The 12,523-nt window shown below is 65.1% G+C and carries 15 protein-coding genes; 8 read left to right on the forward strand and 7 right to left on the reverse strand.

Annotated features, from left to right (window positions below):
- The first annotated feature begins 1 nt into the window (after position 1).
- Positions 2-937 (forward strand): prephenate/arogenate dehydrogenase family protein, encoded by a 936-nt coding sequence (locus FJ979_RS24095; RefSeq protein WP_181167284.1) that lies wholly within the window; start codon positions 2-4, stop codon positions 935-937.
- On the opposite strand, the gene FJ979_RS24100 is transcribed toward FJ979_RS24095, so the two are convergent.
- Both FJ979_RS24100 and FJ979_RS24105 read right to left on the reverse strand, forming a co-directional pair.
- Complete coding sequence (locus tag FJ979_RS24100; protein WP_140525416.1) at positions 934-1,863, reverse strand: sugar kinase; 930 nt, start codon at positions 1,861-1,863, stop codon at positions 934-936. The two genes, FJ979_RS24095 and FJ979_RS24100, sit on opposite strands and share 4 nt — an antisense overlap.
- A gap of 9 nt (positions 1,864-1,872) precedes the next feature.
- A complete protein-coding gene (locus FJ979_RS24105; protein ID WP_140525417.1) occupies positions 1,873-2,871 on the reverse strand; it encodes a DUF2125 domain-containing protein in 999 nt (332 codons plus the stop codon).
- 137 nt (positions 2,872-3,008) lie between these two features.
- Here FJ979_RS24105 and FJ979_RS24110 point away from each other — a divergent pair, with 137 nt between their 5' ends.
- The 3 genes from FJ979_RS24110 (at position 3,009) to FJ979_RS24120 (ending at position 5,309) form a co-directional block, all read left to right on the forward strand.
- Positions 3,009-3,530 carry a gamma-glutamylcyclotransferase gene (locus FJ979_RS24110; protein WP_140500781.1) on the forward strand — a complete coding sequence of 174 codons (522 nt, stop codon included), beginning with the start codon at positions 3,009-3,011 and terminating at the stop codon, positions 3,528-3,530.
- A gap of 118 nt (positions 3,531-3,648) precedes the next feature.
- Positions 3,649-4,596, forward strand: a complete 948-nt coding sequence (locus tag FJ979_RS24115) for an aldo/keto reductase (RefSeq protein WP_140525418.1) — start codon at positions 3,649-3,651, stop codon at positions 4,594-4,596.
- Positions 4,597-4,682: 86 nt separating this feature from the next.
- Positions 4,683-5,309, forward strand: a complete 627-nt coding sequence (locus tag FJ979_RS24120; RefSeq protein ID WP_140525419.1) for a LysE family translocator — start codon at positions 4,683-4,685, stop codon at positions 5,307-5,309.
- A 40-nt stretch (positions 5,310-5,349) separates the two neighbouring features.
- Here FJ979_RS24120 and FJ979_RS24125 read toward each other — a convergent pair whose 3' ends face one another.
- Positions 5,350-6,138, reverse strand: a complete 789-nt coding sequence (locus FJ979_RS24125) for a 1-acyl-sn-glycerol-3-phosphate acyltransferase (protein ID WP_140525420.1) — start codon at positions 6,136-6,138, stop codon at positions 5,350-5,352.
- 122 nt (positions 6,139-6,260) lie between these two features.
- Entirely contained in the window at positions 6,261-7,163 is a 903-nt protein-coding gene (locus tag FJ979_RS24130; RefSeq protein ID WP_140525421.1) for a LysR family transcriptional regulator, read from the reverse strand.
- 113 nt (positions 7,164-7,276) lie between these two features.
- On the opposite strand from FJ979_RS24130, the gene FJ979_RS24135 reads away from it, so the two are divergent.
- Together FJ979_RS24135 and FJ979_RS24140 are read left to right on the forward strand one after the other, a co-directional pair.
- The gene (locus tag FJ979_RS24135; RefSeq protein ID WP_140525422.1) at positions 7,277-7,747 is read left to right on the forward strand and encodes a DUF1348 family protein; all 471 of its coding nucleotides are present in this window, start codon (positions 7,277-7,279) and stop codon (positions 7,745-7,747) included.
- A gap of 25 nt (positions 7,748-7,772) precedes the next feature.
- Positions 7,773-8,405 (forward strand): pyridoxamine 5'-phosphate oxidase family protein, encoded by a 633-nt coding sequence (locus FJ979_RS24140; RefSeq protein ID WP_140525423.1) that lies wholly within the window; start codon positions 7,773-7,775, stop codon positions 8,403-8,405.
- Positions 8,406-8,414: 9 nt separating this feature from the next.
- On the opposite strand, the gene FJ979_RS24145 is transcribed toward FJ979_RS24140, so the two are convergent.
- From FJ979_RS24145 to ftsE, 3 genes are all read right to left on the reverse strand, one after another.
- Complete coding sequence (locus FJ979_RS24145) at positions 8,415-9,128, reverse strand: YdcF family protein (RefSeq protein ID WP_140513884.1); 714 nt, start codon at positions 9,126-9,128, stop codon at positions 8,415-8,417.
- 99 nt (positions 9,129-9,227) lie between these two features.
- The gene (locus FJ979_RS24150) at positions 9,228-10,214 is read right to left on the reverse strand and encodes an ABC transporter permease (RefSeq protein WP_140584038.1); all 987 of its coding nucleotides are present in this window, start codon (positions 10,212-10,214) and stop codon (positions 9,228-9,230) included.
- Positions 10,207-10,866 (reverse strand): cell division ATP-binding protein FtsE, encoded by a 660-nt coding sequence (gene ftsE / locus FJ979_RS24155; RefSeq protein WP_027023302.1) that lies wholly within the window; start codon positions 10,864-10,866, stop codon positions 10,207-10,209. Before ftsE ends, FJ979_RS24150 begins: the two co-directional genes overlap by 8 nt.
- Positions 10,867-11,167: 301 nt before the next feature.
- Between ftsE and FJ979_RS24160 the strand changes: the two genes are divergently transcribed.
- Together FJ979_RS24160 and hpt are read left to right on the forward strand one after the other, a co-directional pair.
- A complete protein-coding gene (locus FJ979_RS24160) occupies positions 11,168-11,809 on the forward strand; it encodes a hypothetical protein (protein ID WP_140525425.1) in 642 nt (213 codons plus the stop codon).
- An 89-nt stretch (positions 11,810-11,898) separates the two neighbouring features.
- The gene (hpt, locus tag FJ979_RS24165) at positions 11,899-12,441 is read left to right on the forward strand and encodes a hypoxanthine phosphoribosyltransferase (RefSeq protein WP_140525426.1); all 543 of its coding nucleotides are present in this window, start codon (positions 11,899-11,901) and stop codon (positions 12,439-12,441) included.
- Positions 12,442-12,523 lie beyond the last annotated feature (82 nt).

A 12,523-nucleotide genomic window follows, 5' to 3' on the forward strand; every position in this document is an offset into this window, starting at 1 on the left:
CATGGCATCACCGATGTTCGAAAAGATCGCGCTGGTCGGCATCGGCCTGATTGGCTCGTCGCTGGCCCGCGTCATCCGCCGCGAGGGCCTGGCCGGCCATGTCGCCATCTCGACGCGCAGCGCCGCGACGCTGGCGCGGGCGCAAGAGCTTGGGCTGGGCTCCTCCTACGCCATAGATGCCAAGGAAGCGGTCCGCGATGCCGACCTGGTTATCGTCTCGGTGCCGGTCGGCTCGTCCGGCGCGGTGGCGCAAGAGATCGCGCCGGCGCTGAAGAGGGGCGCCATCGTCACCGATGTCGGCTCGACCAAGGCTTCCGTGATCGCACAGATGCAGCCGCATATACCCGGTGGGGTGCATTTCATTCCCGGCCATCCGCTGGCCGGCACGGAGAAATCTGGGCCCGATGCCGGTTTCGCCGATCTGTTCGACAACCGCTGGTGCATTTTCACCCCGCTGCCGGACACGGATCCGGACGCGCTGGAAAGGCTTTCCGAATTCTGGCGCCGTTGTGGCGCCAACATCGACACGATGGATCCGCAGCATCACGACATGACGCTGGCCATCGTCTCGCATTTGCCGCACATCATCGCCTACAACATCGTCGGCACCGCCGATGACCTGGAATCGGTGACCAAGACGGAAGTCATCAAATATTCCGCTTCCGGTTTCCGCGACTTCACGCGCCTCGCCGCCTCCGATCCGACCATGTGGCGGGACGTGTGCCTGCACAACAAGGACGCGATCCTGGAAATGCTGGCGCGGTTCTCGGAGGATCTGGCTTTTCTGCAGCGGGCGATCCGCTGGGGCGACGGCGACAAGCTGTTCGACCTGTTCACCCGCACCCGCGCCGTGCGACGCTCGATCATCGAGGCCGGCCAGGACATCGACGTGCCGGATTTCGGTCGCCAGGCGGTCGAGCATCCGGCGAAAAACTAGGCTCCTTCAGGCCAGGTCGCCGCCATCATCGCCAGTGTCTCGGCACGATCGGGCGCGCCCAGCCTGCCGCCGAAGCGCTGGCATTTGAGCGCTGCGGCCGCGCTGGCAAAGCGTAGCGCCTGCTCGATCGGCATGGCTTGCGCCAATCCGGCTGCGAATGCGCCATGAAAGACGTCGCCGGCTGCCAGCGTATCCACCACCTTGACCTTTGGCGCAGCGACGTGGCGTACGCAACCGGCCTGCCTGTCATGCCACCAGGTTCCAGCCCCGCCGGCGGTTACCGCGACGAAAGCGTCGGTGCGCGACGCAAGGTCGGCGCATGCGGCCTGCGGGTCCAGCGCCTGGCCGCAGACGATGCGCGCCGCCGGTTCGGAGGCGACGATGTGCGAGGCGAGCGGCAACAGCCGCTCCAGCACTGCCAATGGCGCGGTGTCGGCATCGAGGATCCCAGGGCGGCCGGCAGCGCGCGCAGCGCTGAGCGCCAGCGCCGCAGCACCCGGCCAGCGCACATCGACCAGCACGGCATCGAAAGCCGTGAGATCGGCGACCGGCAAGCCGTCGGGATCGGCCTGAGCGCGCTGATCGTAGAAAGGCACGATGATGCGTTCGCCATGGCCGTCGACAAGGATCGCGGCCAGCGCCGAGGACGCTCCGGGGACGCGACGGACGAGGCTGCAATCGACGCCCTCCGCCTCGATGCCCGATATCAGCTGGTTGCCGACCTGATCATCGCCGGCGCTCGCCCAAAGCCACACTTCGGCGCCCAGCCGGCGTGCGGCGCAGGCGGCACTCGTGGCCATGCCGGAAGCGATCTGGACGCCATCGGCGGCCATGAACTTGCCCTGATGGATGGGCAGCGCTTCGACGCGAAGAATGGTGTCGAGCGTCAGCGCGCCGACGCTCAGGAGTTTTGCCGGTCTGTCCATTGGGGATGCTTAGTCGACCGGCTTGATCTTGCCCAGCGGGATAAAGCCGAGCGAGGCCTTGCCCTTGACCACCTTAAGCGGCATCGACGGTTCGTTGCCGAGCAGCGCCAGGGCGGCAAAGCCTTGTTCGATCTGGTTCTTCTGTTCGGGTATGGCGGCCCCGAGAATGGCGGCCACGGCTTTCGGGTCTTTCAGCCTGATCATCAGATCGGCATCGACCAGGCCCTCGGTGTCGACCGACAGCGGCCCGGAAACGGCGACGTGCGCCGTGCCCGACGACAAATCCAGCCTGCGGATCTCGACGGCCTGGCCGCGCAGGCTTTTCAGTTGCGTGCCGATCAGGGCCAGGCCGTTCTTCAGCGTCGCCTCGCCACTGGCGTCGAGCGGCGGCAGGACGCGGCCCCCGATCGCATCGGGGTCGATCTCCAGATCGCCGAAGCTGCCGATATAGTCGATATCCCTGCCGTTCGGCTGCAGCTGGCCCGCCGCCTTGCCGGCGCTGAACAGTTGCACCGGATCGGTGTCGTCGGCCGGATCGGTCTGGCCGGACAGGCCCTCGGCCGTGAGCGAAATGCGTCGCGGCAGCGGCCATGAGAGCTTGACGTTGGCCTTAAGATCATCCCAGTCGATCCACAGCGGCACCATGCCCGGAACCGAGGTCCTGAGCGGACCGCGCAGGTCCGCGACCGGCGACAGCGGCTGGATGATCTGGGCGACGGCGTTGAAGGAGCCGGCAGAGGCGGCAAGGTTCTTGGCGTCGTCCTCATAAGCAAGATTGTCGCAGGAGACGGCGAAGCTCAGGGGATAACCGCTGACCTGGAGATTGGCGCAGCCGGCCTCGATGCCACTCTTGTTGAGCGTGGCGATCGCCTTGTCGGCTTCGCTCCGGACCCTGTCGGCGAGATAGAACCAGCCGCCGCTGTAGATGGCGAACAGCGCGATGACAAACGCTGCAAGCCAGAACAGGCGGCGGCGATGCTTCGGCTGGCGTTCGTCAGTGGACGTCATGCTGCGGTTCTCGTTCACGCATGGGGGCTGTGGGCGGGCTGTCGATTCTGGCAACGACAAAAGGTAGACAGAGATGGACGGAAAAAACACCGATTCCGGTGTGGTGTTGCCATTCTTACGCAATCAGGCACGGCGATATGGGCGATTTTTGGGTGTTTGGCTATGGTTCGTTGATATGGCGGCCGGGGTTCGCGCATGTCGAGACAAGGCGGGCGCGCCTGCATGGCTATCGTCGCGCGCTGTGCGTCTATTCCTTCGTGCATCGCGGCACGCGGGAACGTCCGGGGCTGGTGCTCGGCCTTGACCGCGGGGGTTCCTGCGTCGGGCTGGCTTTCCGGGTGCCGGGCGAGTTGCGGGACGAGGTCATCGCCTATCTGCGTGAGCGCGAGCTGGTCACCAATGTCTATCTCGAGCGCATGCTCAATGTCCGCCTTGACGGCGGCGGCACGGTCGAGGCCGTGGCCTATATCGTCGACCGCAATCATGAGCAGTATGCCGGTGCGCTCGATGCGGCCCACGCCGCTGATGTGGTGCGCGGCGCTGTCGGCCAGTCCGGCAATAATGAGGATTATGTGTCGAGCACGCTGGACCATCTCCGGGCGCTCGGCATCCGCGATCACTGGTTGGAAGACGTGGCCAGGCGGATCGCGCCTTTGTGAAGCGCTGGCTTGCGGAAAAATCCGGCGAGGTCTTTGACCTCGATGCGGCGAGACCTAGGTTAGGCTCCGACTCTCAACGGGCGATAGCCGCCCAATCCCACCAACACGGAGATCAGCCTTGCAGAAACGCCGTCTCGGTCGCACCGACCTTTCCATCGCGCCGCTGGTTCTGGGCGGCAATGTCTTCGGCTGGACCGCCGACGAGAAGACGTCGTTCGACCTGCTCGACCGCTTCGTCGGCGCCGGCCTGAACGCGGTCGACACAGCGGACGCCTATTCGCGCTGGGTGCCCGGCCACGAGGGCGGCGAATCGGAAACCATCATCGGCAAATGGATGAAGGACCGCGGCAACCGCGATAAGGTCGTGGTGGTCACCAAAGTCGGCTCGGACATGGGACAGGGCCACAAGGACCTGTCCGCCGCTTACATCGAAAAGGCCGTCGATGCTTCGCTGAAGCGGCTTCAGACCGAGTTCATCGATCTTTATCTGTCGCACTGGCCGGATCCAACCACGCCCTATGAGGAAACCCTCGGCGCCTATGAAAAGCTCCTCGCCAAGGGCAAGATCCGTTATGCCGGCTGCTCGAATCTCGACGCCGGCCAGTTGCGCGCCGCGCTCGACGTGGCAAGCCTGCGCAGCCTGCCGCGCTATGAAGTGCTGCAGCCGGAATACAATCTCTACGACCGCTCGTCGTTCGATGGCCCGCTGCGCGATCTCTGCATGGCGGAGGACATCGGCGTGATCACCTATTTCAGCCTGGCCAAGGGTTTCTTGAGCGGCAAATACCGCAGCGAGGCCGATCTCGGTCAAAGCCCGCGCGGCGGCGGCGTGAAAGATTACCTCAATGCGCGCGGTATGCGCATCCTCGCGGCACTCGACGCGGTGTCCGCCAGGCATTCGGCCAAACAGGCGGAAGTGGCGCTTGCCTGGGTCATTGCCCGGCCGGGCGTCACCGCGCCTATCGCCAGCGCCACCAAGCCTGAACAGATGGACAGCCTGATCAAGGCGGTGTCGCTGGAGCTGAGCGCCGACGACATGGCCGAGCTCGACAAGGCGAGCGGCTGAGCCGTCAGCAGCGCGCACGATCGTCCAAGACGGTCGCCCCGACCTTGCCATACCGTCATTGACGCTTGGCAAGACAGGAGGCGCGGATGGCAGGCCCGCTTTTTTCGCAGCCGGATATGTGGCGTCAGCTCGTTGCGCTGATGCTTGCCGCTACGGCCGTCATGGGCAGCCCGGGACCGGCGACGATAAGCGTCATCGCCGTCGGCGCGGCGTTCGGCCTGCGCCGTTCCCTGAGCTACGCCTTGGGGGTCATCCTGGGCACGATCACCGTGCTTCTGGTCGTGGCAAGCGGGGTGAGCGCCATGCTTGCCGCGATGCCGCCGCTCGCGCCGCTGCTTGTCGCGGCGTCGGCTGCCTATATCCTCTATCTCGCGTTCAAGATTGCCAGCGCGCCGCCCCTGGCGGCGGATGCCGGCGAGGCCGCGCGACCGACATTCACCGGCGGGTTCCTGCTGGCGGTGGCCAACCCGAAGGCTTATGTGGCCATCGCCGCGGTGTTCGCCGGCGCGTCCGCGGATTCGGGCGCCGGCGCCATCGGCACCGGGCCGAAGCTGACCGCTCTCGCATGCATGATCGTCGCCATCCATGCCGTGTGGCTGCTTGCGGGCGCTGCTTTCGCGCGCTTTCTTCGCAGGCCGGTGGCTTCGCGCATCATCAATCTGGTCTTTGCCGCGACGCTGGTGCTGACGACCGCACTGGCTGTGTTCGCTTGAACGTTGCGCGAGCCGCCATCGGCGCGCCGAAGGCCGCACTTCAGGCTTTGGCGCCGAGTTCCCGCAGCCGCTTGACCGCCGTCGGCGGCAAGGCGGGCGGATTGGGTGCACGGGACGCGTCGATGAGGAACTGGTCGCAGGCGGTTTCGGTTTCGCCGATCAGCCGCCGCATGAATTCCTCCTTGTCCAGGCCCGGCGGGATCGGCGGCAGGAAGCGCGCCTTGATGGTGCCGGGATAGCGCAGGAACTTGCGGCGCGGCCAATAGAGGCCGGCAACATGGGCGACCGGCACCACGGGAATGCCGAGCTGCGCATAGATTTCGACGATGCCGTATTTGTAGGCGGGTTCGTCGCCGGGCGCGCGGCGGGTGCCTTCGGGATAGATGATGAGCTGCCGCGGGTTGCGCGCGATTTCTTCCTTGGTCGCCGCAACCACCGCCTTCAGCGCCTTGGAGCGGCTGCCGCGGTCGACCGGGATCATGCGCATTTTCAGGATGTACCAGCCGAAGAACGGAATCCAGGTCAGCTCGCGCTTCAGAATGTAGAGTGGATCCTGGAGATAGGGGAAGAAGGCGATCGCGTCCCAGAAGGACTGGTGCTTGGGCGCCAGGATGAAGGAACCTTCGGGCAGATTTTCCACCCCGGTGATGTCGCTCTTGGTCCCGGCGATCTTGTCGTAGAGCCACATCGAGGTGCGCGACCAGAACTTCGGCACGAACCAGGCGCGATGGCGCGGCGACAGGAAATAATAGGGAGTCCAGAGGATCATCTGGACGATCAGATTGATGTAGAAGACGAAGTTGAACGCCAGCGATCGGACTTGGAGCATTGGGGGAGGCCCGGTAAGGAGGTGTGCGTTGGTTACACCAAGCGGGCGCAAAAAGGAAATGGCCGAAGATGCCCCCGAACGGCGCCGAAAGACATTTCGGCTTCGCCCACGGCCCAGCCGCGCTACATCAGCCGCGCCAGCCTTTCTTTCAGGCGCGGGGCGGCGAAGTCAAGAAATGCGCGCAGCTTGACCGGCAGCAAGCCGTGGCCTGCGTGCACCAGGCTTACCGGCCAGGGTTCCGGTTCGAACTCCCGCAGCAGCACGCGCAGCGCGCCTGACCGCACCGCCGCGTCGACCTGGTAGGACAGCACCCTCGTCAGCCCGACGCCGGCGAGCGCGGCATCGATCGCAGCTTCGGCGGTGTTGACCTGAAGCCGCGAGCGGACCCGAATCGGCATCTCGGCCTTCCCGACGGTGAAGCTCCATGTCGAGAGCGCGCCCGGCCCTTCGAAGGTAATGCAGCTGTGGGACTCGAGGTCCGCAAGCGCCGTCGGGGCGCCGCGTTCGGCCAGATAGCCGGGGCTCGCGCAAACGACACGGCGGATCGTACCGATCCGCATGGCGACAAAACTGGAGTCGGGAAGCCGGCCGATGCGGATGGCGAGGTCGAAATGGTCCTCGACCAACTGGGTTATGCGGTCGGCCAGCGTCAGGCGGATGTCTACGTCGGGATAGGCGGCGAGGAAGCCGGTCACGACCGGCAGCACATGCAGGCGGCCGAAGACGACCGGCGCGGTGATGGCCAGTTCGCCCGTCGGGGCGCTGTATTCGCCGGCCGCCATGCGCTCGGCCTCGCCGACCTCGCCCAGGATGCGGCGGCAGGCGGCAAGATAGGCCTGGCCCGCATCGGTCAGCGTCAGCCGGCGGGTGGAGCGGTTCAGAAGGCGGGTCTTGAGATGCCGTTCCAGGTCGGAAACCTTGCGGCTGACCGTCGCCAGCGGAATGCGAAAACGGCGCGCGGCGGCAGACAGGCTGCCGGCCTCCGCCGCGGCGACAAAAAGCGACATGGCTTCGAGCCGGTCCATCGATTCTTCCGGAAATTGGAAGGATAGATTACAAATATGGCATCTACATCTGCTTGATGGAAGCCTCCATGTTGGGCGTGACGCAGACGGCCTGGGTCAAGAAAGGAATTGTCATGTCGCAAGATCGCCCGCCGCTGCCGCCATTCACCGCGGAAACCGCCGCGCAGAAGGCGCGCATGGCCGAGGATGCCTGGAACTCGCGCGATCCAGCCCGTGTCGCACTTGCCTATACGGCGGACAGCCGCTGGCGCAATCGTGCCGAGTTTCTGCAAGGCCGCGATGCCATCCAGGCTTTCCTGACGCGCAAATGGAGCCGGGAGCTCGACTACCGGCTGATCAAGGAGGTCTGGGCTTTCCACGGCAACCGTATCGCCGTGCGTTTCGCCTATGAGTGGCACGACGACAGCGGCTCCTGGTTCCGCAGCTATGGCAATGAGAACTGGGAATTCGACGAACACGGGCTGATGCGACTGCGCATCGCCAGCATCAACGACCTGCCGATCGGCACTGCCGACCGTAAATATCACTGGCCGCTCGGCCGGCGGCCCGACGACCATCCGTCGCTGTCGGAACTCGGGCTCTAACCCCTCCGGGCAAGAAAGGCTATCGATGGGCGCGCATGCTTTCACCAGCGACGTGGCTTTCACGCCGACCGTCAAGGCGATCCAGGCCCGCAAGGGCTCGCGCCAAGCCTATTCCCGGGTCGAGGAGCGCGGTGGCTGGCAGTCGGTGATCGCATCCGATCTTGCCGCCTTCATCGAGATGCAGACCAGCGTCTTCCTGTCGACGGCCAACGGCGTCGGCCAGCCCTATATCCAGCATCGCGGCGGGCCCGCCGGCTTCCTCAAGGTGCTCGATGAAAAGACGATCGGCTTCGCCGATTTCGCCGGCAACAGACAGTTCATCACCCAGGGCAATCTGGCCGACAATCCGCAGGCCTTCCTGTTCCTCATCGACTATGCCCATCGCCAGCGCGTCAAGATCTGGGGCAGCGCGCGCGTGGTGGAGGGCGACGCCGAGCTGACGGCGAGGCTGATGCCGCGCGATTATGCGGCGCGGCCCGAACAGGTCATCCTGTTCACCGTGGCGACCTGGGATGCCAATTGTCCGCAGCACATTCCGCAGCGTTTCGAGGCCGCTGACGTGGCGGCGGCGCTGGCCGAACGCGACAGGCGGATCGAACGGCTCGAACAGGAAGTCGCTCGCCTGCGGCAGGCGCCGGGATCCGTCGTCACCAAATGACGAGCAGGTTCAGCTGCCGGCGGCGATCTCGGCCAACGCGATGCCGTCCGGCGTCGGCTTCACCGGAACGATGCCGCGCGCCAATGCCAGCAGATATTTATTGTATTCGGTGAACAGCACGCGCAGCGCCCGCGGCTTGGTCAGCCAGCCGCCATTGTCGAGATTGCTGTTGACCACCGGATAGGGTTCGAGCTTGGCCTTGTGCAGCAGCCGGCCCATTTCCAGCAGGCTGCGCGGCATGTGGTAATTGTTGGTGACGAGGATCACCGTGCCATAGGCATGGCTCTCGACCCATTTGGCGCTTTCCTCGGCATTGCCGATCGTGTCGAGCGCGGCGCGGTCGATGTCGACGCAGCAGGAAAACAGCCTGATGTCGCCGCCAGTCGCGGCCTGAAGCTGGCGTCGGCTGGCGGAGGGATGCACACCGCTGATCAAAAGCCGCGCGCCCTTGCCGGACGCCAGCAGTTCCATCGCCGCATCGAGGCGCGATTGGCCGCCCGTCAACACGATGATTGCGTCGGCCCTGGCAGGGTTGGCAGGGGTGGTCAGATGGCTGACGGTGTTGGCGAACCAGCCGAAGCCGCCGGCAAACAGGGCGACCAGGGCAAGCAAGGCGAAAGAAGAAACGCGCAGCACGGCCGAAACCCGGCCGCGTCCATGCGGACGCGCCGCCAACGCCGGCATCGGTCCAACGGTACTGGTCGAGTCCCGCACCTCCATCATGGCATGGTTAATCCCGAAATGCGGCCTTTGGTAGGTAAAAATCGCAATTTGCGTTACGGCGGTTCTTCATGCGTGATCGATCCTGGTTATTCGACGTCGTCATGCTTCAGGCTGGCGCACGTCGATGTCGCTGAGATAGGCGACGACGGTGGCGTGCGAGGTTGCAGCCGTCAGCGCGCCGATGACCAGCACCATCAGCACGACACCGAGATAGCCGGCCGAGCCGATGGCGAAGTTGCCGAATAGCGCAGTCGCCTGGTCGGCCTGCGGGGTCGCCATGTTGCGCGAGGACCACCAGGAAAAGACGATGAAGACGGCGACCGCGGCGGCTCCGCCGGCGGCCGCGCCCTTCATGCCGGTGATCAGGAAATGGCGACGGAACTCGCGGGCGATGAAACGCGCTTCGGCGCCGACGAAATGCAGCACCTCGATGATGTGGCCGTTGCCGGCCATGGCGCCGCGCGTGGCGAACACCACGGTCAGCACCGTCGCCGAGAGCATCAGCGCCAGCACCGCGATACCGATGGTCACCGTGGTGCGGGCCATGGCCACCAGCCGGTCCACCCAGGTGCGGTGATCGTCAAGCGATGCGCTCGGCAGCTTCGGCGTGATCGCGGCGCGCATGGCGGCGAAATCGGGCGGGTTGCTCTCGTCGATGGTGACGATGATCAGCCGCGGCACCGGCAGTTCGTCGATGTTGAGGCCCGAACCCAGCCACGGCTCCAGCAATCTGGCGGTCGCGTCGCGGTCGATGATCCTGGTCGCCTTCACGCCGGGGAATTCGCCGGCGATCTGCGAGGCCTGGGCAAGGGCTGCCTCCATGTCGAGGCCGTCGACCGGCTTGATCTGGATCGTCGCCTCGCGCGAGATCTGGTTTTCCCAGACCGAGGCGGTGTCGCGCACCAGGGTAACCGCGCCGAAGGTCAGGCAGGACAGGAAGGTCATTATGGCGATGACCAGCACCAGGGCGCGGCCGGCGATGTTCTGCGCCGGCACGATGGGCGCCATCCTGCGCTGGACGCGCGGCCTTGGCGCGGCCGCTTCGTCGGCCTGTGCGTCGAGGTGTTCGGCGGAAAGCTCAGTCATAGATATCAAGCCTCCCGCCGGCCAGGATCATGCGGCGCGCATCGACCTGCTCCATCAGGCCGAGATCGTGGGTCGCGATCACCACGGCGGTGCCCAGGCGGTTGAGTTCGATGAAGAGCCTGAGCAGGCGTCGCGCCAGCGGCGGATCGACATTGCCGGTCGGCTCGTCGGCCAGCAGGATCTCCGGCTGCTCGATCAGGGCGCGGGCGATCGCGGCCCGCTGCTTCTCGCCGCCCGACAGGACCGGCGGCAGCACATGCATGCGTTCGCCGAGCCCGACCCATTTCAACAGCTCGGTGACGTCGGTGCGGTAGCTCGCTTCCTCGCGCCCGCGCACGCGCAAGGGCAACGCGACATTCTCATAGGTGGTCATGTGGTCGAGCAGGCGGAAATCCTGGAACACCACGCCGATGCGACGCCTGAGATGCGGCAGTTCGGCGCGCGAGATGCGCGAGCGGTCCTTGCCGAAGATGGTGATCAGCCCACGCGTCGGCTTCAGCGACATGAAGAGAAGCCGCAGCAACGTCGTCTTGCCGGCGCCCGAAGGCCCGCTCAGGAACTGGAACGAGCGCTCCGGTATGTGCAGGGAAATGTCGCGGAGGATTTCCGGACCCATGCCATAGCGGAGGCCGACATTTTCGAAGCGAATCACTTTCGGCGACCTGAAATTCTTAGAGCGTGATGCCGAAAAGTGTGAGGCGGTTTTCGGGCGACATCATTCTCTATCACTCTAGTTCGGAGGCGGATTCAGATTTCAGGTCGATTTGACCTGAAATCGGAATCCGTCGGCGGCAAGCCGGCCTGTTCTGGGAAAAGACCATCGGCCGGCATGGTTAACCGGCGGTTAATTAGCGGGTTGTTTCGGCTCGTCACAAGGGCTCCGGTGGGGAAGCGTTAACCATTTGCCTTTACGCAAAAGAAACGAAAAGCGAACGTGCTGCAATGCTGGGGCCATGATGGCTGAGGATCGAACCGCGCGCCCGGTTTCCGGCGAAATCATGACCGATCCGCCGGCAAATGCCGCGCCGGAGCGTATCCTGCGCGCTGGCGCGGCGGATATCGTCGATGCCGACTATGTGGTGGTGCCGCGGGCCGCGCCCCATGCCGAAGCCATTTCACCGCGGCGCGTGATGTCCATGCCATCCCTCGAAGGCATGGACATGCTGCGCAAGCCCGAGCCGCCGCCAGTGCGGCCGCCGGCGCCGCGCGGCGGTCCGATCTTCTGGATCGCCGGTGTCGGCGCCGCCTTTGCCGCCTTCTGGGTCTCCGGCGGGCATGCACTGGTGCGCCAGGCGCCGCCCGCCGCGGGCGGACCGGGCTCGGCGTTGAGCATTTCAGGGGTGACGTCCCGCGTGGACGCGTCTGGGGCGAACCCCGTGCTGTTCGTCGACGGCGAGGCCGCCAATGACGGTGCAAGTCCGGCGACGCTGCCGCCGCTCGAGATCCGCGTCACCGGCAATGACGGGCGCACAACGCGCTATACTTTGGGGACATCCAGCCGCTCATTGGCGCCAAGTGAAAGATTCGGCTTTGCCAGCCGGCTTGACGTGCCTAGAAACGGCGTAAGGACGGTGTCGGTCACCTTCGCGGAATAGCATGTGCGACAGGTGAGGCCGGCCCGCAAACGGCTGATGTCAGCGCTTCCTGTGCGCGAAGGCCTTTGAAAATCTTGAAGGGACGAAGAATGCCAGTTGTGCGCGGCAAGGACATCGAGGTCCTGTTTTCGGCGTCGGCCATCGCCCGGCGCAATCTCGAACTCGCCAAGGAGATCGCCGGGCACGACTATCACGATCTTCTGGTGATCTCGGTGCTGAAGGGCTCGTTCATCTTCGCCGCAGACCTTATCCGCGCCATGCATGATGTCGGCCTGTCGCCGGAGGTCGAGTTCATCTTCATCTCCAGCTACGGCGCTGGCACCACAAGCGGCGAGGTGAGGGTGCTGCGCGACATCGACAACGAGGTTGCCGGCCGCGACGTGCTTCTGATCGACGACATTCTGGAGTCGGGCAAGACGCTGAGCTTCACCCGCGACCTGATGCTGTCACGCGGCGCCAGAAGCTGCGCCATCGCGGTGCTGCTCGACAAGCGCATGCGCCGCCAGACCACCCTCAATGCCGATTATATCGGATTCGACTGCCCCGACTATTTCGTCGTCGGCTACGGCATGGATGTCGCGCACGCCTTTCGCGAACTGCCGTTCGTCGGCGTCGTCAAAGGCGATGCGTGAGGCAGCGGCAAATACTGAAAAAGGCCTTAACGGCTTCAAGAAAATAACCCATGCCGGAGCGCCGGGCCCTTCAGAAAAAGTC

The sequence above is a fragment of the Mesorhizobium sp. B1-1-6 genome (assembly GCF_006443035.1).
GTDB lineage: Bacteria > Pseudomonadota > Alphaproteobacteria > Rhizobiales > Rhizobiaceae > Mesorhizobium.